15 protein-coding genes and 1 pseudogene are annotated in these 23,761 nt (G+C 61.9%); 13 read left to right on the forward strand and 3 right to left on the reverse strand.

Going from position 1 to position 23,761, the window contains the following annotated elements:
- Nucleotides 1-97 precede the first annotated feature (97 nt).
- From ACG2LG_RS13445 to ACG2LG_RS13460, 4 genes are read left to right on the forward strand one after another with little or no spacing between them, the layout of a single operon-like run.
- A complete protein-coding gene (locus ACG2LG_RS13445; RefSeq protein ID WP_396259772.1) occupies nt 98-1,390 on the forward strand; it encodes a MotA/TolQ/ExbB proton channel family protein in 1,293 nt (430 codons plus the stop codon).
- Between the two features lie 59 nt (nt 1,391-1,449).
- Nucleotides 1,450-2,205 (forward strand): hypothetical protein, encoded by a 756-nt coding sequence (locus ACG2LG_RS13450; protein ID WP_396259774.1) that lies wholly within the window; start codon nt 1,450-1,452, stop codon nt 2,203-2,205.
- 3 nt (nt 2,206-2,208) lie between these two features.
- Entirely contained in the window at nt 2,209-3,318 is a 1,110-nt protein-coding gene (locus ACG2LG_RS13455; RefSeq protein WP_396259776.1) for a hypothetical protein, read from the forward strand.
- 35 nt (nt 3,319-3,353) lie between these two features.
- The gene (locus ACG2LG_RS13460; protein WP_396259778.1) at nt 3,354-6,155 is read left to right on the forward strand and encodes a family 78 glycoside hydrolase catalytic domain; all 2,802 of its coding nucleotides are present in this window, start codon (nt 3,354-3,356) and stop codon (nt 6,153-6,155) included.
- A 31-nt stretch (nt 6,156-6,186) separates the two neighbouring features.
- Here ACG2LG_RS13460 and ACG2LG_RS13465 read toward each other — a convergent pair whose 3' ends face one another.
- Both ACG2LG_RS13465 and ACG2LG_RS13470 read right to left on the reverse strand, forming a co-directional pair.
- A complete protein-coding gene (locus ACG2LG_RS13465; RefSeq protein ID WP_396259779.1) occupies nt 6,187-7,680 on the reverse strand; it encodes a LamG-like jellyroll fold domain-containing protein in 1,494 nt (497 codons plus the stop codon).
- Nucleotides 7,677-8,216, reverse strand: a complete 540-nt coding sequence (locus ACG2LG_RS13470; RefSeq protein ID WP_396259781.1) for a sigma-70 family RNA polymerase sigma factor — start codon at nt 8,214-8,216, stop codon at nt 7,677-7,679. Before ACG2LG_RS13470 ends, ACG2LG_RS13465 begins: the two co-directional genes overlap by 4 nt.
- Before the next feature lie 251 nt (nt 8,217-8,467).
- Here ACG2LG_RS13470 and ACG2LG_RS13475 point away from each other — a divergent pair, with 251 nt between their 5' ends.
- The 9 genes and pseudogenes from ACG2LG_RS13475 to ACG2LG_RS13515 all read left to right on the forward strand — a co-directional run bounded on the left by ACG2LG_RS13475 (nt 8,468) and on the right by ACG2LG_RS13515 (nt 21,640).
- Nucleotides 8,468-9,439, forward strand: a complete 972-nt coding sequence (locus ACG2LG_RS13475) for a hypothetical protein (RefSeq protein ID WP_396259783.1) — start codon at nt 8,468-8,470, stop codon at nt 9,437-9,439.
- Between the two features lie 193 nt (nt 9,440-9,632).
- Entirely contained in the window at nt 9,633-10,322 is a 690-nt protein-coding gene (locus tag ACG2LG_RS13480) for a hypothetical protein (protein ID WP_396259785.1), read from the forward strand.
- A 34-nt stretch (nt 10,323-10,356) separates the two neighbouring features.
- Nucleotides 10,357-11,016 carry a PEP-CTERM sorting domain-containing protein gene (locus ACG2LG_RS13485; RefSeq protein WP_396259787.1) on the forward strand — a complete coding sequence of 220 codons (660 nt, stop codon included), beginning with the start codon at nt 10,357-10,359 and terminating at the stop codon, nt 11,014-11,016.
- Nucleotides 11,017-11,123: 107 nt separating this feature from the next.
- Nucleotides 11,124-15,128: a LamG-like jellyroll fold domain-containing protein gene (locus ACG2LG_RS13490; protein ID WP_396259789.1), complete on the forward strand. Its 4,005-nt coding sequence runs from the start codon at nt 11,124-11,126 to the stop codon at nt 15,126-15,128.
- A gap of 89 nt (nt 15,129-15,217) precedes the next feature.
- Nucleotides 15,218-15,334, forward strand: a pseudogene (locus tag ACG2LG_RS13495) (type II secretion system protein); the annotation flags it as partial.
- Nucleotides 15,335-15,343: 9 nt separating this feature from the next.
- Nucleotides 15,344-15,964, forward strand: a complete 621-nt coding sequence (locus ACG2LG_RS13500) for a hypothetical protein (RefSeq protein ID WP_396259796.1) — start codon at nt 15,344-15,346, stop codon at nt 15,962-15,964.
- A 132-nt stretch (nt 15,965-16,096) separates the two neighbouring features.
- Complete coding sequence (locus ACG2LG_RS13505; RefSeq protein ID WP_396259791.1) at nt 16,097-18,727, forward strand: glycosyl hydrolase 53 family protein; 2,631 nt, start codon at nt 16,097-16,099, stop codon at nt 18,725-18,727.
- A 13-nt stretch (nt 18,728-18,740) separates the two neighbouring features.
- The gene (locus ACG2LG_RS13510) at nt 18,741-21,188 is read left to right on the forward strand and encodes a DUF4982 domain-containing protein (RefSeq protein WP_396259792.1); all 2,448 of its coding nucleotides are present in this window, start codon (nt 18,741-18,743) and stop codon (nt 21,186-21,188) included.
- A 245-nt stretch (nt 21,189-21,433) separates the two neighbouring features.
- Nucleotides 21,434-21,640, forward strand: coding sequence for a hypothetical protein (locus ACG2LG_RS13515; protein WP_396259793.1), 207 nt, complete (start codon nt 21,434-21,436; stop codon nt 21,638-21,640).
- 260 nt (nt 21,641-21,900) lie between these two features.
- Here the strand turns inward: ACG2LG_RS13515 and ACG2LG_RS13520 are convergent, their stop codons facing one another.
- Nucleotides 21,901-23,619 (reverse strand): alpha-L-rhamnosidase C-terminal domain-containing protein, encoded by a 1,719-nt coding sequence (locus tag ACG2LG_RS13520; protein WP_396259795.1) that lies wholly within the window; start codon nt 23,617-23,619, stop codon nt 21,901-21,903.
- Nucleotides 23,620-23,761: the final 142 nt, after the last annotated feature.

Genomic DNA, 23,761 nt, shown 5'->3' on the forward strand with positions numbered 1-23,761 from the left:
GAACCTGGGAGCGGGAGCCGCGGGTGTTAACTTCTTGTGACGGAACGCCGTCCCTGCGAGAACCATCGCGTTCCCTAGAGGACGCCACCTCGAAGCCATGCTCATCAACTGCCCCCACTGTCAAACCGGCCTCGACATTGCGCCGGAACATTTTGGCCAAACCGTCCAATGTCCCGCCTGCAAGGGCAAGCTGACCGTCTCGCCTCCGGAAGAAAAGGCATCGACCGGTGGAGAGCCGACCAGGCCGGAGCGCGAGGGCTGGCACGAGAAGGATCACGCCAATCCGAACTTCGGAGCCAGCCTGGGCATCGGGATCGGGGTCACGGCGGTCTTCCTGGTGCTGATGGTTCCCTTCCGGGACACGCGCCTGGGCGGGATCTTCCTCGACCGCGGGTGGGTCAACTACGCCGAGACTTTCCTCTTCTTCTGGGGGCTGGCCATCCTCGCGATGAAGTGGCGGATGAACCAGCGTCAGGAACGCGCGGCGCTGCTCGACCTCTTTCCGCAGCGGCTGGGACGGGAAATCAACCGCCAGACCGTCTCCGGCTTCATCGACAACATCTACAAGGTGCCCCTGAGCCTGCGGGACAGCCTGATCGTGAACCGCATCCGCAAGGCGCTCGAACTCTTCGAGGCGCGCCCGAACAACACCGAAGTCGCGACTTTCCTGAACACCCAGTCGGAGCTCGATGCCAACCGCTCGACCGGCTCTTACGCCCTGATCAAGGTCTTCCTTTGGGCGATTCCGATCCTGGGTTTCATCGGGACGGTGATCGGCCTCTCGACGGCGGTCGGCTCGCTCTCGATGGGAGACAATTCCGATCCCGAGGCTCTCAAGGCAGCGATCAACAGTCTCACCGGCGGTCTCGGCCTGGCCTTCGACACGACCCTGCTCGGCCTGATTCTCAGCATCCTGATGAGCTTTCCGATGGCAGCCGTGCAGAAGCGTGAGGACGAGACGCTCACGATCATCGACGCCTTCTGCAACGAGAAGGTCCTGCCGAAGCTCAACGACAGCAAGCACGCCGGCACCGACAAGTTGCTGGAGAAGGCGGAGAGCATTCCGCAGCTGGTGTCCTCGCTGGCGCATGCCCACGAGACCTTCCTCGAGAATCTCAACGAGAGCACGAAGCAGCTTGCAGAGAGTGGAAAGGCGCTGCGCGAGGGGCTCGACGAGCATCGTTCGACGGTGGAGAAGGGTTTCGAGGACGCGGTCAAGAAGCTGTCGGACACCAGCAGCGAGATCTTCATCCGCTCCGATCGCGAGTTGAACCGGACCTTTGAGAACCTCGCCAATGGCATCGACCTGATGAACCAGGCGCTGCGTGACCTCGGTGAGAAGCAATTGCCGAACCCCGGCAAGAAGCGGAAGGGGATCTTCCGACGTTAGACAAGGCCATGGGACGACGCAGGATCAGCGACGATGGAGGGGTCTCCCTGTTCCCCTTCATGAGCATCCTTGCGTGCCTGATCGGGATCCTGACGCTCATGATCAGCGTGATGAGCCGCCTCAAGGAGATGGATCAGGAGGGCAAGACCGAGGAGGAAATGGCGAGGGCGGTGGCACGCCGGGATCTGGTGGCCGAGGCGAAGAAGCTGGAGCAGGAGATCGCGAAGCTGGATGAGCGGATGAAGACCGAACGTGCCAGCGCCGCGGAACTCGAGAAGCTCAAGGACCGCCAGATCGTGCTGCGCGACCAGTTGGAGGATCTGACCAAGGCCAAGGGGGCAACGGACGTCGAACTCCAGAAGCAGGCGGAACTGCTCCGCCGCGAACTCGCCGCGCTGAAGCAGGAGCAACCCGCGCTGGCCAGGCAGCTCGCCGATCTGCAGCAGCAGCTCAAGGAGCGGAAGGAGGCCCCCGAGCCGCCGAAATCCGTGCAGGTCCGCCCGGGCGGCACCGGCCTGGACATGGCATCGGTCATCTATTTCGTGGAATGCCACTCCACGGGGCTGAATCTGCTCGATAGGGGGAAGAAACCGGTCCGTGTGACGACCGCCGCCATCCCGAACAGTGCCGAGTTCAAGGCTTTCCTTGCGCGCGTAAAAAAAGAGCGCAATCCAATGGTTCTCTTCTTGATACGAAAAGAAGGCTACAACCCCTACCGATGGGCCGCCCACGAAGCCCAGGAGAAGTTCGAGCTGCGGACCGGCAAGCTCCCCTTGCCCAACAACGGGCCGATCGACCTCACCCTTTTCGACTGAATCATGGCACGCCGACGCCGCAACGGATCCGAGGGAGGGGTCAGTCTCGACTCGCTCATGGACGCGATGACCAATGTGGTCGCGGTGTTGATTTTGGTGCTGGTGTTGGTGCAGGCAGACGTCTCCCAGACGGTTCAGCGCTTCATCGACGATTTGAAACCGGCCACCCCCGAGGAGGTCGAGCAGGCCCGGCAACGGGTGGTGAGCCTGAAGGACAAGAGACAAAACCGATTGGAGATCCTGGAGGCGGCCGCGCCCGACCCGAGGGCCATCGAACAGGAGAAGCGGGAGCTGGCGCTTCTTGAGAAGGAGGTGGGAGACAACAGGAAGCTTCTCGCCGACCGCCAGCAAGTGGTGAAGCTCGAGCAGAAGCTTCGCCAGGACCGGAATGCCGAGAAGCAGAAGACCGACAAGCTGCAGGAGCAGATTGCGAAGCTCGAGGCGATGCTCGATGCGACACCGGTGAAGGTGAGCAAGCCCGATGTCGTGACGATCCCGGCGAGTCGGCCGATTCCCGAAGGGGCCAAGATTTACTACGCCTACGTGTTCGACGGACGCGTCCACCTGATCGATCCGTTCACGCCGCTCGACCTCTTTGAGCGGGAGTTTCGGATGGAGAAGAACGACTGGGAGGTCCAGCGGATCAAGCGGCCCGGCGCGGACGTTTATCGATACAGCGCGGGCCGCATCATGAACCATTTCAAGGGCTTCGATTGGGGCAACCGGCGCGGGCAGAAGGTGGAGCTGGTCTCCCAGCCCCACTGGGGCCACCTCAGGATCCGGATCACGCCCAACGCCTCCAGCGGCGGAACGACGACCGAGGAGCTGGCCGACCGAAACTCGCCCTTCCATCAGGCGGTCAAATCCCTCGCACGGGTGAGGAATGCGGTGCTGATGTTCCGGGTCCACCCGAACTCCTTCGATACCTACCTCGCGGCGCGACCGCTTGCCGATATCGTGAACCTGCCGGCGGGCTGGGAGGCATGGTGGGGGAAGACCTACGAATTTGTGATCCCGGACCTGAGCATCAAGCCGACCGCCAAGCCGCCCGAGCCGGCGGGTGGGCCCCCGAAGGGTCCCCAGCCTCCCAAACTGGATCCGACGCTCGACTGAAGCCCGGACACGGAGAAGACTGAGTCCGCCTGCCTATGAAGATTGTCCTGCTTCTGTTCTTCAGCGCCAACCTGGCACTGGCACACCTGACCGTTGGACTCGAGATTGAGCACCGGGAGGCGCCGGTCGGGATGGACGACTCCGCTCCGCGCCTGTCGTGGCGGCTTGAGGGCGACACCGCGGAACTGGCACAAACCGCCTGCCAGGTGCTCGTGGCGACGAAGCCCGGATGGCTGGAGCCCGGAAAGGCGGATCTCTGGGACAGCGGCCAGTTGGCTTCTCCTAGGGCATGGGTCGGGTATGAGGGTGAGACGCTGCCTTCGTCCTCCGAGTTCCATTGGAAGGTCCGTACCTGGAGCGGTGGAGAGGCTTCGGAGTGGAGCGAGCCCCAACGCGTGGTGACGAGCATCATCGGCGGGGCGCCGTCCGCCCCCTACATCTCGTTCAAGGACACCGCGCCCTTCCACAAGCAGCGGAACAAGTTGCACCTGCCGCCGGCGCGCTACTACCGGACAACGTTCAAGCCGGACAGGAAGGTGGTGCGGGCGGTGGCCCACGCCACCGCGCTCGGGATCTACGAGTTGCACGTCAACGGAGCGAAGGTCGGCGATGTCTTCTTTGCGCCGGGTTGGACGAACTACCGCAAGCGTGCCTACTACAACACCTTCGACCTGACGCCGCTTATCAAGGACGGAATGAACGGCATCGGCGCGGTGGTTGCCGACGGCTGGTATGCCGGCTACGTCGGCTACGGCAAGCTGGTCGGCTACGGCCCGCACAAAACCGGCCGCAACATCTACGGCAAGACGCCCGCGGTGATGGTCGAACTGCACCTGACCTACGACGACGGCACCAGCGAGGTGGTGCGGACCGGCGAAGACTGGAAGACCTCGACCGGCCCGGAGTTCGAGGCGGACTTCCTGATGGGCGAGGGCTACGACGCACGGAAGGAGATCCCCGGCTGGTCGACGGCCGGCTTCGACGACTCCAACTGGGAGCCGGCGATCCTCGCCGAGAAGAACGGCTCCGTGATCGAGCCCTTCAGCGACAAGTTCGTGAAGAACGACAAGCGCGAGTTCGGCTTCGTGCGCCCGCCGGTGCTTCAGGCTTACCCCGCGCAGCCGGTGCGGATCATCGAGGAGCTTCCCGCCAAGTCGGTGACCGAGCACAAGCCCGGGGTCTTCATCTTCGATCTCGGCCAGAACATCGCCGGCAACATCCGCCTCGAGGTGAAGGGCAAGCCAGGGCAGAAGATCGTCCTGCGCTACGGCGAGATGCTGCATCCGGACGGTCGCCTGATGACCGAGAACCTGCGCCAGGCCCGCGCGACGGACACCTACATCTGCAAGGGCGATCCGGCGGGCGAGACTTGGACGCCGCGCTTCACCTTTCACGGGTTCCAGTTTGTGGAACTGACCGGGCTCGAGGAGAAGCCGCCGCTGGACACGATCACTGGGTTGGTCCTGCATTCGGACACCCCGATGACCTCCGGCTTCGAGTGCTCCGATCCGGTGGTCAACAAGATCTGGCAGAATGCGATCTGGACCCAGCGTGGCAACTGGATCGATCTCCCGACCGACTGTCCGCAGCGGGACGAACGGATGGGCTGGACCGGCGACGCGCAGATCTACGCCGCCTCGGCCGCGATCCATGCCGATGTCGCCGCCTTTTTCCGCAAGTGGCTGCGCGAGCTGGAAGATGACGTGACTCCGGAGGGCTACTATCCGTCCTACGCGCCTTACCCCTTCGGCCACGGTGGCGGCGTGCATGGCAGTGCCTGGTCGGATGCCGGGATCATCGTGCCCCACGCGTTGTGGATGGCCACCGGCGACGATTCGTTCTTCCGCGACCACTGGAAGGCGATGACCCGCTTCATGGAAGCTCGCAAGGCCCAGGATCCGAAGCTCGAGGGCAAGGCCTTCGGCGCGCCGTGGGGCGACTGGCTCAACCTCGACGATCCGACACCGCATCCCTACGTCGAGCTCGCCTACTTCGCCAAGTGCACGCGGATGATGATGGAGATGGCGGCCGCAGCGAAGAGCGGAGAGGAGGTTGCGAAATACCGGGATTGGACCGAAACCCTACGGGCGAATTTCCGCAGGCAGTACCTGCAGGCCGATGGCACGATCCGGCCCGAGTCACAATCCGCCTACGTTATGGCGCTCGACTGCGACCTGCTCACCGATCCTGCGGAGCGGCAGCGGGCCGGGGCGCGGTTGGCGGAACTCATCCGCGCCAAGGCCGGTCCGAAAAGCACCGGCATGACCACCGGTTTCCTGGGCACCAAGCCCTTGCTGCCGGTGCTCGCCGACACGGGCCATCTCGACCTGGCGGTGGCGACGCTCCAGTCGCGCAAGTATCCGTCGTGGGGCTACGAGGTGAAGAACGGCGCGACCACCATCTGGGAGCGCTGGAATTCCTACACCGAGGAACATGGCTTCGGCGGGCCCAATGGCAAGATGAACGCCGCAATGAATTCGTTCTCGCACTACGCCTTCGGTGCGGTGACCGAGTGGATGTTCAGGGATCTCGCGGGAATCGCACCGGCCGAACCGGGCTACTCGAAGATCCGGCTCAAGCCGCATTTTCCGTCGGTCGATGCCACTTCGGAAACCGACACGATCTCGTGGATCAAGGCGCACCACGACTCGCCGCATGGTCGCATCGCGATCCACTGGAAGCGGCAGGATGATGGATCCTTGCTCTACGAGGCGACCGTCCCGCCGAACACGACGGCCGAACTCATCCTGCCGAAGCGTTCGCCGTGGAGCGGTGATGTGGGTGGGGAGCAGACACTGCATCTGAGCCCCGGCGCGCACCGCTTCGAGGTGAATTAGGGAGTGGCGCCTGGGGGCTTGAGTCCGGGTTTTATTCGAGCGCCATCAATGCCTGCACTTCTCGAGGGACGAGCGCCCGCGGCAAGACGTAGACGTCGTCGATCTCTCCAAGGAAGGGATGAGGGGCGTCCGTTTCCGGCCCCGTGCCGATACGCAGGGGAGAGGAGTTCTTGGAGTCGATGATGGTTCCGAGCTTTTGATCCTCCCGTGGTGGCTGTGAAAACTCGGGATCGACCCGTTCCTTTTGACCATCGACGTAGAGTTCAACCATTTCACCTCGGTCACTGTGAAGTCCGCGGAATACCACCGCGATGTGATGCCACCGATCCGCTTGGAGCGGGGTGGATCCGGAGAAGTGCACATGGTGTCCCAGCGAGAACCTCAGTACAGCGTGTCCGCGACCGGGCGATTCCGCCACCAACAGTTTGCAGCGGCCGGGCAGGTCCTCGTCGGGCACTCCCCAGGAAACGACGCTCGCGTAGTCACTGGCATCCGGGTTTCGACGGATCCAGCAGGCAATCGTTCGCGGCTCGACCCCTCCGATGCCGGGCCAGTCGGTGGTGATGACATCTTCAAAGGACCGCACCGCCAGTGCTTTGCCGCGAACGCCATCGACCAGTTCGGGCATTCCGCCGCCAATCCTCGTGACCACCATCGAGTCCACGGCGGGATGGGCTCCTTCGGCCCTCAGGGGATTCTCGCTGTTGAAGCCGAAGCGGATGCCGGGCAACTCGGGGGGAAGGGTGGTCAAAAAGCCGCTGTCGTCTGATTCGCGCTCAATCCAGCGCCCGACCGGCGAGACTTCCGCGGCCTCTCCCTTGCTCAACGCGCATTCCATTTTCAGCCCGAAGCGTGCCGCTGCCCGCACCCGTCCCTGGAATACGTGCACGACATCGAGTTCATTGTCCCGGGTGACGACTGCGAACTCCGTGCCCAAGTCCGTGACTTCGACCTGTGGCGTGCGCAGCCGGAAACCGCGGGCCGCTTCTTCGACCCGGAACCACGCCCGTCCCTCGAGCAGTTCCATGTCGTTGGCGTTTCCAACCCGGAAGCGGGCGGGTCCCTCGATGATGCCCCGAACCCCTTGTGGCAAGGTCACTTCGGCGACACCGAACTCCACCTGCATCGTTCTTCCGTGTTCGAGGGCGTCACCCTCGATCTCACCGGTCCACGAGGTGCCGGAAGTGAAGGCGATCCGCACGCTCGAGTCGGGAACCTTGATGAAAACGCGGTGGAAGACCGCGGCCGAGACGATCAAGGCGATGACGGCGGCAACCAGCGCCAGGCGCAGGTGCGAGCGCTGCTGGCGACGGAGGAGCGCCTCCATTCGGTGACCCGAGGCCGGCAGCGAGAATTTCGTGCCGATGGAACTCCGCAGAAGCAGTTCGATTTCCATGGACTCCCGGAAGAATGCCCGTGCTTCGGCACTCGCGGCCAATTCCTCCTGCAGGGTGGCGAATTCCGTCTCGCTCAAGGTGCCGTCCGCCATCGCCTGCACCAGGCGCTCGAGTTCCTTGCGGCTCATCCCAAGCCTCCTTCCAGCTTGAGTTCGGCGCGCACGCACTGCTTGAGCGCCGCCCGCAGCCGGAACAATCGCAGCCGCAGGCTGCCAGAGGTCTTGCCGATTTCTCCTGCGAGGCGCTCGATTTCCCCGTGGCTCCCGTAGCGGGCACGCACCAGCTTGAGATCCTCATCCGGAAGCTGCTCCAAGCAGTGATCGAGAGCGGCGAGTTTCCGCTCCCGCTCATCGGGCTCGGCCTCCCACTCGTCCGCCAGTCGCTCGATCAGGTCCGGGTCGAACACCAGTGCCCCGTCCCGCCGCAGCTTGCGCCGGTGGCCGAGGGCCACGTAACGCGCCATGGTGAAAGCCCACGCCCGGAAGTTCGTCCCCGGCTTGAACTGCGCCCGCTTCTCCCATAGCAACAGGTTGACCTCCTGAGCCACGTCGGACGCCCCCGGAGCGCCCATCATCAGGTAATCGACGAAGGTCCGCAGCGCCTGCTGGTGCTCGGTCAACTCGCGAACGAATTCGCGCATCGGGTCCACTGGTTCTTCGTCCATTACAAGCGATCGCTCACCGAGGAATGCCTCGGGAAGCGGAAACGTTTCTCTTCTAATGTATCGTATCCCATCCAAGGGCAATCGGAACCGCAGACCGGAGGTCCCCAAGAGCCCGAGTCCTGGGGAAAGCGATTCTATTGACCATCAGGAGAAAAAAGTTCGAAACGAATGCGTCGTCCCGAGCATTACCCCTCAGGATGGGTGCTCTCCACGAACGACTGATGAAACCGAGCCAATCCTCCGTATTTTCGATGATCGGCGCCGTCTCGTGCTCGGTGACGCTGGCGCATGGCACCGTGATCTACAGCGACGCCGTCGAGGATAACGGGACTTGGACTCGGATCTTCGGGGGCTTCTATCCCTCAACCAATCCCAGCCCGACAGCGGGAAGTGCCTATTTGGCTGCAACGACAGACAATCTTAATCAACGCGGCTTCTACGACGCCGCTCTCGGCACTCATCAGGTCGCAGCCGGCACCTACGTCGTCACCTTCGACATCGGCATCAGGAGCGACTTTGCTTTTGCGGACCGGATCACCCCGATCATCGGCCTGACAGGAAATTTGAGTTCGTCGGCCAATATCAACGGCGATGACGGCGCGCGCCTCCTCGACACCCTCGACGCTGGCGATGTTTCATTGGTCTCCAGCACTCCCACCCCGACGGGGGAAGGCTTTGAGACTTGGACGCTCACCTACACCGTAGCTCCAGGTGCCTCGGTCATCGGCCAGGATCTCGGCTTTTGGGCGAAGTTCTACACGGGTGACGACCCCGCTACACAGAAAGGCTACGCCTTCGACAACTTCTCGGTCGATTTCACGGCGATGACCACCTACGCCGATTGGTCCGGCGGTGCCGACGCAGACACCGACACGAACGGCGACGGCGTGAGAAACGCGGTGGCCTGGGCGCTGGGCGCGGCAAATGTCAACGAAAACGCCATCGGACTTTTGCCGACCCTGGACAACACCAGCGACCCGACCTACATGATTTTCACCTTCGAGCGCAGCGATCTTGCAGAGGCCGACCCCAGCACCGCCATCAGTGTGGAATACGGCAACGACCTTGTTGGCTGGACCCCGGCGGTGGACGATGGCGATGATGTGATCATCGCCGTGACCGATGCCTCACCGAAAGACACGGTGGTGGTCAAACTCAAGCGTTCGATGATCGGAGCCTCCGGCAGAATCTTCACCCGCCTCAAGGTGGTGGTATCCGAGTGATGACCCGCTGAATTCACACCGAAAGAAAAATCCTGGTAACCAGTCTCAACCCCCTTTTCCCCGTCCTCCGGTCCGGCCCAACGGCTGTTTCAGGCGCCTGCCTCAGAAGCAAATTCCTGCAGTAGCCGGAGGGGCCCAATATTCTGCTCCCGACAGTAGTTGAATCAAGACACCTGAATAGAACCTTGTGAAGATGACGAAAACGTCAATCCCTGCCTGCCTAACCGCCCTTGCGCTTGCCGCCCTCACCGCCGGATCGGCCAATGCCGCCAGCATCTCGGTAGCTGACGCGGGTTTTGAAGACACCGGCTCTGTAACGATCAAGACTGCTGGCGACGCATGGGCTGACGTTGCAGCTTGGACGGGCCTCACTCCGATTGACGACGACTCCGGCATCACGAACGAAGTAAAGCGGACAGGTAGCTTCGCCGGCAAGATGAACAGTTCAGCTGGTGGCGGAGGGTTCTACCAGTTGACTGACCACACGATTACGATCGGTGAAACATTCACACTGACTTTCTATGCTTCCACGACATGGGATGGACAAGACACCAGATTTGGCTATTCTTTGATCTACGGCAACACGTCCCAGGTCCTAGCCACCGATGATTTTGTCTGGGATAGAGCCACGCAAGGCAATCTTACCGGCATTTTCCAGGAGGTCACCCTGACCGGTACGGCGACTGCCGCGATGGACGGAACGAAGGTCGGGATCATGTTTGAACCAGAAGCCGGTGGATCCTTCCCCGTGATTGATGATGTATCACTGACTGTCATCCCCGAGTCCTCCACCGCCCTCCTTGGCGGCATCGGCGCTCTTCTGTTCCTTCGCCGCCGATTCCGGACATCTCCTCGTCTGAAACATCGAAGAAAATCAACGTAAAATTCCCAAGAAACAATATCTAACAACCAACCATATGAAAATATCATACAAGCACATCCTTCCTGGCGTTGCGATCCTCTGCACCGGGACATCCTCGCTTCACGGCGCAACCATTGTCACTTCCGGTGATATTTCCGCTGCGGCGACCAATCCCGACACGGCAAATCTCGGTGATGTCTCGATCACAATCGGAGACTTCACGATCGCGTCGACGGGAACCGCGGGAAACCTCGGCTGGGGCGCCTTCGGCAGCAATCCGGAGTTCATCGGCACGACGGGCATCAATTTAGGACGGACTGTCGAGGGGGGCGAGCAATTGACTCTCAGCTTCACCAGCCCCGTCAGCCTGGTTTCGCTTTCGCTGGGCGACCACGGAGCGAACGACAATGATGCCGTCATCAGTGGTTTCTCGAGTGATCCAGGCGCGTCTGTCACCGGTCTGCCGGCGGGTTGGACGGTATCTTACGCTGCCGGTGCGGTGTCCATCGATTCGAACGGCAACAGTGGGTACCTGCAAACCTACACGGTGAATTTCGCTTCTACGGTGGATGTCACTTCCCTTGAGATCACTGCCTCTAACGTGACGGGGGGCGCGGCTGGTGTTGGTTTTGTAGATGTCACCTACGTCCCCGAGCCCTCCAGCGCTCTGGTCGGTGGTCTCGGAGTGCTCTGCCTGCTTCGCCGCCGGCGCTAGTCACAGCGACTCGGTCCGGAAAGTGTCGGCTGCCAGGTTCCTGCTCGGCAGTCGAACTTGGCGTACTGCGGCCATTGTCGTCGCACGGTTCCAAAACCCGGCTTCCCATGAACCAGTCCCGATTCTTCAAAACGCTGGCGGTCTTCTGGCCCTTTGCCCTACCGGTGGCGGCAGATACCCTGCTGCCTGCGGACCTCGGTTCATCGGGCGTATTGCCCCAGGTCATTCGCCACGAGACGCTCCGCATCTATGCGCCCGGCGGCGGAAACCTTTATCGAGGCAATCTAAGCGGAGTTCCCAGTCTTGGCGTCACGGGAGGCCTGGATGACCGCACCGTATCGGGCGCGGAAGTCCTGACGATTTCCTTTGATCGAAAAAGTCGGATCGACTCGCTCGAAATCAGCGATTTCGGAGTCAGTGATTCTCCGTTCCTGGTCTCCGGCTTTCCGGCAGATCCGGGTGCATCGCTGTCCAACGGCAGTGCGAGCTTCGCCAACGGCACCCTCAGCTTGACTGCGACCAGCTTCGCAAGTTCTGCCACCGTTTCGTTCTCGAGTCCGCAGGCCTGCGACATGATTGCCTTGTCTGCTCCCAACCCCTCAGCCGGTGCCAATGGCGTGGCCCTTGCCCGCCTCGATCACACGCCGCAGCCACAGGTGCTCTACCGCGAGGAATTCCCCAATGGCATGCGCAGCGCGCGACCTCTCGAGGATTGCGGATGGGATGGCGCCGCTGCGATCAATACAAACTCTGGAGCAACCATCTCGCCGACCCAGACCGTGGTTTCGGCCAGCACCCTGGGCAGCGGAGATCTCGGTGCAAGCGTTGCCGCGGGTGGGCTCACCTTCACCAGCAACTCCGGCAACCTCTTCGTTGGTTCCGAGGGGGGGATCCTGTCGCTGGGAACGCTTGGCTCCTTCAAGGACACGACCCTGAGCCAAGGCGAGAATTTCGAGGTTACCGCCGCCGACTCACTGGTCGTGGATGCGGTCACGATCTCCGGCTTCGGCCCCTCGGATTCGCCCGTGGTGCTCGGCGGATTTCCCGCCGACCCCGGTGCCAGCCTGGACAATGGCACCGCCGCCTTCAGCGGTGATTCCGTCACCTTGACCTCCACCAGCTTCAGTTCCCTAGCCTCGGTGACCTTTGCCAATTCCGTCGTCGTCAGCGCTCTGAATGTCCGTTGCGACACCGCGAACGGCGGTGCCGGAGGAGTGGGGATTCCTTCGATCACCTATCGTGCCGCTTCGGCCTCCGGTGCATCCACCGCTCACATCGCCGGCGTCTTTGGGGACGACTACGTCGAAGTCTTCGCCGCGCAAGGGGAAGGCAACGGCAAGGCGGTCGTCTCCACCGAGGAGGATTTCATCGACCACGACCCCGCAAGCTACACCGGTCTCGAACTCCGCTGGGAGCAGGCTGGCGGTGCCAACGGTGCCAACACCGCCGTGCGGCCCATGGTCGAAGTCGGCGGCCAGTGGTTCGCTTCGGCCACGGCGTTTCCCGTTGCGGGCGACAGCTCGCCCTTCGCCACCGAGACGATCTCCTTCAACCCCGCCGCTTCCAGCTGGCTCGCAGTCGCCCTTGGGGAGAATTCGGCGACGCTTGGGGCCGCGCCGGCGTCCGATCTCTCCGGGCCAATCACCAACCTCGGGTTCTTCATCGATTTCTCGGCCGACGACGAGGATCAGACCGTGTTGCTCGACCGGCTCGAACTCGCCGGCCATCCGCTCGACCCCGACAGCGAGCCGTGGACCTTTGTTTCCGCGCCCGATTTCACCAATGCGGACATCGCGGACATGTCCGGTGCCATCACCGGCGTGCCTGCCAGCTCCGGCTGGGATGGGGGACAGAACGGCACCACTGCGGAGATCGAAGACAGCTTTCTCGCGTTCTTCCAGTCGATGACCTCCGAAGCGCCCGATCTATTCCTCGTCGCCGGTGACCTTGTTGAAGGCGAGTGGTTCAAGGATGCCGCCGGGCGCCAGGTGATCGGCCCGGTGGACACGGATGCCAATCGTGAGATCGCCTTCATCGAAGGCTCTTACTACTACTACGGTCACTACCAGAACGCGTGGTTCCAGGCCAACGGCCTGAGGGTGATCGCCTGCGTCGGCGACCACGAGCTGGGCGACAACGACTGGCCCCTCAATGGCGTCAACACCAAGCTCATTCCGACCATGCGCAACGAGTTCTCGCGCTGGTTCACGCGCTTTCCGATCGGTCAGTGGTCTACCTACACGCCGCTCGGCCGACCGGATCGCACGTCTCCCGATTTCGGCGACACGCCGGCCCCGCTGATCTATCCGGATCGCCCCGTCGGTTCGCCTCACGAGCAGACCGCCTTCGCCGTCCGCCACAAGGACACGCTCATCATTTCGATGGATGTCTTCCAGCACACGGATCCCTCGACCGAACTCTACCCCTACGGCATCACGGTGAAGCCCGAGCTTGAGGCCGGCCAGCTTGCCTGGGTGCAGAGCCTGCTCGCCGAGGCGGAGGCGGACCCGGGCATTCGGCACATCGTCACCCAGTGCCACCCCCCGATTCTTCAACCGGTGCTGACCACGGCGTCTTCGGGGATGACCTATGCGAATGGGGAATCCAGCGCGTTGTTCCAAGCGATGGCCGCGCATGGTGTGGATCTTCATTTCTCCGGTGAGGTTCACGACATCGCCGCCTCCCGGCACATGGGGGTGCAGCAGATCGTGCACGGCTCGCCGCCGGGCTCCCGCGTCCTGAACCACCTGGTCGTCCGCGTGCATCCGGACAAGCTCGACTGCACGATCAAGACAGGTCGTCAACATCGCGACACTTCCATCCCCTACTGGCAGCCCCAGAGCGGCGACAACCGGGCCGGCTTCGCCGAGATGCGTGAATCATTCAAGCCGGCGGGTGCCATCGTGATCGACAAGTCCGGTCCTGAAGACGTGATTTCGGAGGGCACGGGATTTCTGGCCAACATCGAGCACGACGACTACCTGCTCCACTACTCTTTCGATCATCCTTCCGGAACCCGTCAGATGTCCAACGAAGGGAGCCTGCCCGATGTGAATGCCGACGGGCAGAGGAAGTGGCGCGGCGATCTTGATGCGGCCTGGCTCTCGCCTCAGGACTTTGTCGCGGGCAAGTTCGGGAACTCCCTTCGCTTCGCAGGCGTCACGGGTGATCCCGACGAAATCTATGCAGGGGAATGCCCGACTCCGATCAACAAGCCCCGCACCATGGCCTTCTGGATCAAGACTTCCCAGAGCGGCTTCATGAACATCGCGGGGTTCGGTGACATCGAGAGATTCTACGGCGAATTCGGAGCGCAGGTCGCCTCCGACGGGCGCCTGCAACTCGACATCGGTGCCTACACCGCCGTCGCTCTCGGTGCTCCGGTGATCAATGATGGCAACTGGCACCACTGTGCGATCGTTGTTCCCGCCTGGGACCAATCCACACTGGGCGAGGTGCTTTTCCAGGTCGACGGCGTCGCCTATCCGGCCGAGACCAGCAACCCGGACATCAACATCTTCACCAAGACGACATCCTCCAAGGGGAAGCTTCGGATCGGTCGCCACACCTTGAACAACGACTCACCGTTCGTGGGGGAGCTTGATGACTTCGTGATCTGGGGACGCGCGCTTTCGACCGCCGAGATCTCGCTCCTCCACGCCTTCGGCTCTTCGAGCCTCGCCTATGATGTCGCCAAGGCCGACCCGCTGCTCAAGGCTTTCCGCCGTGGCGAGGGTGTCGAGATCGACGGCACCACCTGGTTCTACGTGGGTGCCGACCTGCGCGGCGCACCCGGCACGGCCTATGATCTCGATGGGGACTTTCTCACCCCACTCGCCGCAGGCGCCGGCATGACCACCCAGCCCGACGCCTTCCAGCGCTCCCTGCGCGCGGACATTCCCACGATGAACACGGTCGGGAAACAAGTCACCCTCACCTGGAACTCGCTGCCCGGCGCAAGCTATTTGATCGAGGGCTCCGACGACTTCTCCGGCTGGGATCCCGAACCCGGTGGCGAAAGCGTCCCATCCCAAGGGGCTTCCACGACCCACGTCCTCACCTACGACTCCCTCCCGGGCCGCCGCTTCTACCGCCTCACCGAAACTCCGTAGGGAATGATCGTCCAACATTTCTTCATGTGAAACGGCCTCAAGATTCCCAAGACGATCGCTTTGCAAGACGATGGCACGCCCCCTCCGTGATGGGCGCGTCGAGGGGACGCCCTCGGAGAGTCTCCCTCAGCCGTTCCGCCCGAGAGAGGGGCTTCACGCTCGTCGAGATCCTTGTCACGATCACCATTATCGCAGTCCTTGCCGTGATCGTCTTCATGATGTCCCGCAGGGCCATTGATTCCGCCAACGCCTCCCGCAACATGGCAAACCTCCGCTCGCTGGCCACCCAGATGCAAAGCTTTGCGGCGGACCACGGGTATTTTCCTCCGGGATTCGACAAGAACTTTCCTGCCACCTCCGGCTTTGCCACGAACCGCTGGCCGGAGATCCTGATGGAGGACTCCGGTGCGAAACCGCCCAGGGAAGAGTATTTATCTCCCACCAAGCGATCGGTGTTTCAGCCGGAGCTGACGTGGCAGCCGTTGAACTACGCCGCAAATGTCGCCGTGTGCTACCGGACCGGAGGGCGACGCGTGCGTCCTGCAAACATCAGGCGTGCCGGCGAAGTGGTTCTGCTTGGCGATGTGACCACCAAGGCCGGCGCCGAGTTCACGCCTCACAAGAACGGGCATGCGAACTTCACTCCGACAAGCGCGACGCTCGCTGCGGACACCCCTGCCGCAGGACGGCAAACCGCCACCTTCCATACCGGTGCGGAGGCCGGGCAACCGGAATACCGGAACAGAGGTAAGGCCCACATGGTCTTCGTCGATGGACACATCCAAGCCTTCAAGAAGGGAGAGTTGAAAGCGAAGCACTTCTCGATCAACTACTGATTCTCCGGCCGTCACCTGCCACCGCCAGATGCAGCGAAGTGATGACGCTTGCGACTTGGCCGGGCTGTCGTTCCAACCCGTGGTGGCACGACTCTTTCAACGGCCTTCATCCTCCCAAACGCTGTTATGCACATGAATCCAAAATTCATCTCCGCCATCCTACTTGCCGGACTGCTTGCCTGCCAACTTGTGGATGGACGGGATCTGATCCGGGGAGTGGACTTGTCCGGCATCCCTGAGATGGAGCGCCGTGGAGCAAACTACCAACTCGCCGGGAAGCAGCTTCCCGTGCTCGAGATCATCCATGAAGCTGGATTTGAAATGGTGCGATTGCGGCTTTTCGTCGAGGCCGATGGGCGCTGGGGTGCGGTCAATGACCTGAAGCATACCCTTGCTCTTGCGCAGCGCGTGAAGCAGGCGGGTTTCCCCATTCTTCTTGCGCTGCACTATTCGGACACGTGGGCGGATCCAGGAAATCAGAGCAAGCCCAAAGCATGGGCCGGACTCGACTTCGACTCGCTGGTCAAGCAAGTCCACGATTACACCAGGGAGGTGCTGATCGAATTCAAGGAGGCTGGAGTGGTTCCAAGGATGGTCCAACTCGGCAACGAAATCACTCCGGGGATGCTCTGGCCCGACGGGCGGGTTGGCGGCGAGGGATTCCAAGATGGAAAACAGTGGGCCCAATTCGCCCGACTGCTTCAGGCAGCCTCAAGCGCCGTCCCTGCGGCGATTCCCGACAATACCCCGGAACGCATGATCCATATCGACCGGGGAGGAAGAAAGGCGGTCGTGAAATGGTTCTTCACCGGTCTGCTGCCGCATGATGTGGACTTTGAGATCATCGGACTGAGCCACTATCCGTTTCTTCACAACACGATGGAAGACCTTCGCGAATCATTCGCTTACATCGATGAGGAATTGAAACTGCCTTTCATGGTGGTCGAGACGGCGCACCCGCACACCCCGCTTCCGCAGAAGGATGGATTGCATTCCACCGGCTACAGCCACTCGCCGGGGGGACAGTATCGCTATCTGCGGGACCTGACCCGCATGGTGGCCTCGTTTCCGAATGGTCGCGGGATATTCTACTGGTTCCCCGAAGGAATCCAACATCAGTGGCATGGTGGAAAAAACGCGCTCTTCGACCGGAAAGGTGCCGCTTTGCCGGCCATCCATGCGATGCGGCATGAGGAGGAATTGCTGGCTGCCGAGGCGGCGCAAGTTGTCGTGGCCCATTCGAAAACCACGGAGCCGTTGAATATTCTGCTGATCTTTGCCGAGGATCTGGGCCTGCAGGTCGGGCCATATGGGGAAGCGCAAATTCCCACTCCAGGGCTCGATCGTCTGGCGAGGGAAGGCACGGTTTTTGAGAACGCTTACTGCGCTTCGGCCACTTGCAGTCCATCCCGGGCAAGCCTTTTTTCGGGACAATACCCCCACCAAACCGGCCACCTCGGTCTGGCCGACTACGGCTACTCCATGCGACCTGGCACTACGGTGTTTCCCGCACTGCTGAAAAAGGCCGGATACCAGACGGGGATCAGTTACAAGATCCACGTCAGCCCTGAGCAGGATATACGGCGACATTTCGACATGGTCTATGATGAGAACAGGATGACCCAGCGGGATCAGTCCGACACCAAGGACTGGGAGGCGCATCTTCGCTATTTCCGTGATTTTCTTGCCGAGCGGGATCCGGAAAAGCCGTTCTATTATCAGGCACAGACCCACGATACGCACGAGCCGTTTTCTCGCGGGAAGTTCAATTCCGCGCCGGACATGGATGGTTATCAGACCGTCAAGCCCGGTGATATCCGCCCTTTGGACAGCTTCGGGAGCGATATCAAGCGAAGCGATTGGTTGAACCGGGATCTGGCCCATTACTACAACTCGATCCAGCGGGTGGACGCCCTCGTCGCGGGCCTTTATCAAATCCTGGAGGAAAAGGGTTTGTTGGAGAGCACGGTTGTTGTTTTCTCCTCCGATCACGGCCCGTCCTTCGGTAGGGGGAAGCTTTCGGTTCATGAACTCGGGGTCAGGGTGCCCTTGATTGCACGTTGGCCCGGGAATGGAAAGATGCCACCGCGTCGAGTGAGCAGCCTTGTTTCGCTGGTGGACCTTGCTCCGACGTTCATGGAGATCGCCGGGGTTGTGCCGATTCCAGATTTTGCGGGGAGATCGTTGGCCGGGCAAATGCGGGGGGGACAACGACCCAGTGACTGGCGCCCGCACCTGGTGACGGAGTACCACTCGCACACCACGGTTGACTGGTGGCCGATGCGCTCGATTCGAGACGGGCGTCACAAGCTGATTGTCAACTTGTTGGCGGGCACGGAAGCAGGCAATTTCATTCTGGAGGGTGGGCGCGTGCAGGGAGAGGGCGATTCCGCCGATCTGAGCGCGGGTCTTGTTTCGGGCAAGGGAACGATTGCCAGCGCCATCTACCGGAGGATGAAGAAGCCGCCTCGTTTGGAGTTGTATAATCTCGCGCGTGATCCCGGCGAAACGGCAAATTTGGCAGACGATGCCAACTACCGTCCTGTCGTGGATAAGCTGCTCGAAGACCTTCGCAATTGGCAGCAGGTGACCAACGATCCTTTTGCGGATCCAGCCTGTCTTGATGAGGTGACGGCGGCCCAGATCGCCAAGCAAAGGGAGATCCGCGCCTACGAGGCGGAGCATGGCAAGGGCAGCTTTTGGGGCAAGCCCGTGTCGAGGACCGATTGGTCCGATTTGATTCACGGAACCGGAAGCAACTAAGAACATCACCCACATGAAACCCTTGAAGTCCATGTTGTTTGCGATGGTCGGGATGTCGATCACGATGCAAACGGTCGTCGCTGAATCCCCCAGGCGGGAATACCTGCTGGAAACGGGCTGGATGTTCACCCGCGGGGATGTGGAAGGCGCTCACCTGCCCGACCTCGATACCAGCGCATGGGAGCGGGTGCGTGTGCCCCACGATTGGGCGATCACCGGGCCTTTTGATCCGAAAATCGACAGGCAAGTGGTGAAGATCGAACAAAACAATGAGGCTGTACCTACGGAGAAGACGGGACGCACCGGCGCCCTCCCTTTCATTGGAACCGGATGGTACCGCCATGAAATCGAATTACCGGAACTCGGACAGGGGCGGCGGGCGGTGCTGCAGTTTGACGGGGCGATGAGTGAGGCGCAGGTCTATGTCAATGGTACAAAGGTCGGCCACCGGCCCTATGGATATGCCTATTTCCATTTCGACGTGACGGAGCACCTGCAACCCGGGAAGAACCTCATTGCGGTGCGATTGGAGAACCGTCCCTTCTCCTCCCGCTGGTATCCGGGCGCGGGGCTCTATCGCAAGGTTCGCCTGGAACTGCGCAACCGTGTCGGATTCGAGCAGTGGGGTGTGTTTGTGACCACGCCAATGGTGACCGATCAGGTGGCCCGGGTCGCGATCCAGGCAGCCGTGACGGATGCCAATGTCAGTCTGCGCACCCGCATCGAGGATGCCAGCGGGAGGGTGGTGGCAGTGGAAAATGGCACGGAAGCGATCGGAGATGAGATCATTCAACACCTTGCGCTGCCACAGCCTCAGCGCTGGAGCCCGGATACCCCCCATCTCTACACGGCGGTGTGTGAGCTCTTCGAGGGGGACAGACTCGTGGACGAGCAACGCATCCGCTTCGGGGTGCGGACCGTGGAGTTTGTCGCGGGCAAAGGTTTTTTGCTCAATGGAAGAGTGACGAAGTTCCAGGGCGTGTGCCTGCATCACGATCTCGGTCCTTTGGGAGCGGCGGTGAATCCGGCGGCCCTCCGGCGCCAGTTGGCCATCCTCAAGGACCTTGGCTGCAACGCCGTGCGCTCGGCTCATAACATGCCGTCCATTGAACAGCTGGAGCTCTGTGATGAAATGGGTTTCCTTTTCATCGCTGAGAGCTTTGACGAATGGGCGAAGCCCAAGGTGAAAAATGGTTACAACCGCTTCTTTGACGAATGGGCGGAACGTGATGTGGTGAACCTCGTGCGGGCGACCCGCAACCATCCCTGCATCGCGCTTTGGAGCAGTGGCAACGAAGTGCCCGACCAATGGGGCCCGGAAGGAGTGAAACGGGCCAAGTGGCTTCAGGATCTATTTCATCGGGAAGATCCGACACGCAAGGTCACGGTGGGCATGGACCAGGTGGAGGCCGTGATGGAAAGCGGGTTTGGAGCGTTGCTGGATATCCCCGGATTGAACTACCGCGTACACCTGTATGAAGAAGCGCATGATCGCTTTCCGCAGGGCATGATCCTCGGATCGGAGACGGCTTCGACCGTGAGTTCGCGGGGGATCTACAAGTTCCCGGTCGAGCCGGCATCGATGCGCACCTACCCGGACGGGCAGAGCTCCTCGTATGATTTGGAATTCTGCTCGTGGTCCAATCTGCCAGAAGTCGATTTTGAGATGCAAGACGACAAGGATTGGGTGATCGGTGAGTTTGTGTGGACGGGCTTCGACTACCTGGGTGAGCCGACGCCTTACGATGAGTATTGGCCGTCGCGCAGCTCCTACTTTGGCATCCTGGATCTGGCCGGGTTGCCGAAGGACCGGTATTACCTTTATCGCAGCAAATGGAATCGGGATGTGGAGACGCTGCACATCCTGCCCCATTGGAATTGGCCTGAGCGGGTGGGGAAAGTGACCCCGGTCTTTGTTTACACCAACTACGACCGCGCCGAGCTTTTCCTAAACGGCGTGAGCCAGGGAATCCGGGAAAAGCGGCGTGATGGGACCCTGCAGGAACGCTACCGCCTGATGTGGATGGATGTTGTTTATCAACCCGGCACGCTGCGGGTGGTGGCACTGGATGAGAATGGAAAGCCGATTGCCACATGCGAGAAGCACACGGCCGGAGCTCCAACCGGGTTGCGCCTGCAAGCGGATCGTACCCGCTTGGAGGCGGATGGCAGAGACCTGAGTTTTGTGACGGTGTCTCTGGTGGATGCGGAGGGCAACCTTTGCCCGCGCATGGACCAACCGTTGGACTTCGCCGTGAGCGGCGCGGGCCGGTTCAAGGCCGTGTGCAATGGGGATGCCACCTCATTGGAGCCTTTTCACTTGCCGAGGATGCGGACCTTCAGCGGGCAACTGGTGGTCATTGTGGAGGCAGCCGAGCAGCCGGGTGAGATCGTTCTGGAGGTTAGGGGGAAAGGACTGCCCCACCAGCAGATGCTTTTGCAGGCAACGGCTGATCAATGACAACCGGAATTCCATCCAATTCTTATCAATGACATCGACTACCCTGCAAAGACCGCGAATGCTTCCATCAACTTCTACACAAAATGTTTTCAGCAAAGGGACAGCTACGCATCGGTCGCCATAGCGGGAACACTGAACTCGCCATTCGTTGGCGAACTCGATGACTTCGTGCTCTGGGGACGCGCGCTTTCATGACCACCCGGTCCGATGCCTTCCGGCGCTCAATCCGCGCGGACATTCCCATGATGAACACGCTTGGGAACCAGACCACGCTCACTTGGGACTCACTCCCCGACAGATCCTGGGTCATCGAGATCTCCGATGACTTCACCAGCTGGGATTCCGAGCCGGGTGGCGAGTCGGTGGCCTCGCAGGGGACCTCGACCACGCATGTCCTCGACTACGATTCCCCGCCGAGCCGCCGCTTCTACAGCCTTCGGAAAACTCCGTGAGGAGTTCCGGGAGCTGTCGAGGCAGCGGAAAGCGGTGGAGTGGCGCTTCCCACTTGTCCTCCGGAGCCTCGGCGAAGGATGGAAGCGCCACTTGTCTCCCGCCGAAGCCTTGGTGAAGGAGGATGACGGGCCGGGTCGGCTTTGAGCCGACTTCAGGAGTCGTGTCGCGAGTTTGGGTCGGGCCCGACACTCAGCGCCCGCCTTTCACCGCGACGTGGACGTCGCCATGCCCCGCTCATGGCGCTCGGAGAGCGCCACTCCTAGGGCGCTTCGGAAAGCGACACACCCTCCGGTAGCTCGACCTCGCTCCTGATGCTGCCGTTTGCCTGCATTTCGTGGCGCACCTTGATGATGCCATGCGGCGTCGGGTAGGTGCCCTCGGCCCAGTCGAGGTCGCCGAGGTTGGGGTCGATCCGAACCTTGGTGAAGCCGGGAGCGGCCGGCTCGATACCGAGCACGTGGCGGCTCAGGAAGGCGGTGGGGCCGCCCGCCCAGCCGTGGCAGAAGCTGTGGCGGAAGCCGACGTAGCAGTGGGCGCCGAAGTCGCCGTGAATGTCCCTCTTGCCGGGAGGCACCAACTCATCGATCCGCCCGGCGTTCTCCATCCAGGCGAGGTCGAAGTCCTCCCAGAAGCTAGTCGCGCCGACGTCCAGCATGCCACCCCAATACTGGCGGATCATGTCGAGCACCGCCTCGGTTTCACCCGCTTCGCCGAGGGCATTGATCACGTAGAAGCCGTAGAAGGTCGAGAGGTCCCTAGGGCCGTCCTTCTTGAGTTCGTCGGCGACCTCCTCCATCGGACGCAGGCCGGCGAGGGCGTTGAGGGCGGCGGGTGACTTGCGTCCGCTCGGCTCGGGCACGTGCTTGCGCAACTTCGCTTCGGCCTCGCGGCAGAGCTTCGCGGTCGCGGGATCGTCCAGCAGAGCCATGAGCCGGCCACCGCTGGCCATGGTCTTGACCATCATCGCCTGCAGGCCCTCGTGGACCGCCTGTTTGTTCTCGAAGGTGGGCCAGTCGAGGAAGCGCATGCCGTCGAGTTTCTCGCGGCCGTCGTCGTCGATGAAGCTGGCGAGATGGGACAGCAGCTTCTGCAGGTAGGCCTTCTGCTCGCGGAGGTAGTCGATGTTGCCGTGGAGCCGGTACCAATCCTCGTGAATGATGATCCACCACATCGAGTAGGAGCTGATGCCGTTCATCCACTGGGTCGGCGGAGTGACGTCGCGGATCAGGTCGAGGCTCTTCGGGACGACCTCGTTGTCCCCGAAGACCGCACCGATGATGGAAACCTCCGGATGCATGTCACCGAGCCAAACGAGGCGGTCGCGCTTGATGCCGTCCCACAGGTAGTCCTGCATGTTGAGGTGGACGGTCCACGCGCCCGTGTCCCAGATGCGGTTGAGCCGGTCGTCGCTGCAGCGGAAGCTTCCCAGGTACGGCACGTCCCGTATCTGGAGCACGGCCCGCACGTGAGTCAGCTGGACCGGCTGCCTGCTGTCGGCGACGGCATCGATGCGGACGAAGCGGAAGCCGGACGGTCCCACCATCTTCTTGCCCATCCACGGGAGTTCGACGACCTGGTCGCGGAGCGCGTGGTCGTTCTGGGCACCGCGTTCGCCGATTTCGGCCATCGTTTCCGCGACCGACTCGCCGAATCGGATGCGGGCCTCGGGCGGGGTCTTGTCGCCGCCGGGCGTGAACAGCTCGAGGTAGCCGGCGATCTCGGTGCCGAAGTCGAGGACGATGGAGCCCGCCCCGTCGCCGGCCTTGAGGACGGTCGGGGGATGGGACGGCTTGAGCGTGGCCTGGCCCAATGCGGGCTGCAGCAGGGTGTCGGCGTGCTTCACCCCCTGATCCGAGGTCCAGACGACGCGGGTCGGGGGCAGGAAGTAGGTCGCCAGCTCGGACTTCCTGGCGCGCTCGGGGATTCCCTGGGCGGAAGCGGCAATGGAGGCGAGGCAGAGGATAGAGAGGCCTTTCATGGGAAGTTACCGGATAACGCGACCCGATGTCGGCGTCTATCGTGTGATGATAGGGGTAGGGACGGCGCATTGGCTTGCGCCGCCCCTCCCTTCGAACCGGACGTGCGGATCTCCCGCATCCGGCTGTCCAGTCAGCGGTTTG

This window comes from Haloferula sp. A504, from assembly GCF_044385805.1.
GTDB lineage: Bacteria > Verrucomicrobiota > Verrucomicrobiia > Verrucomicrobiales > Akkermansiaceae > Haloferula.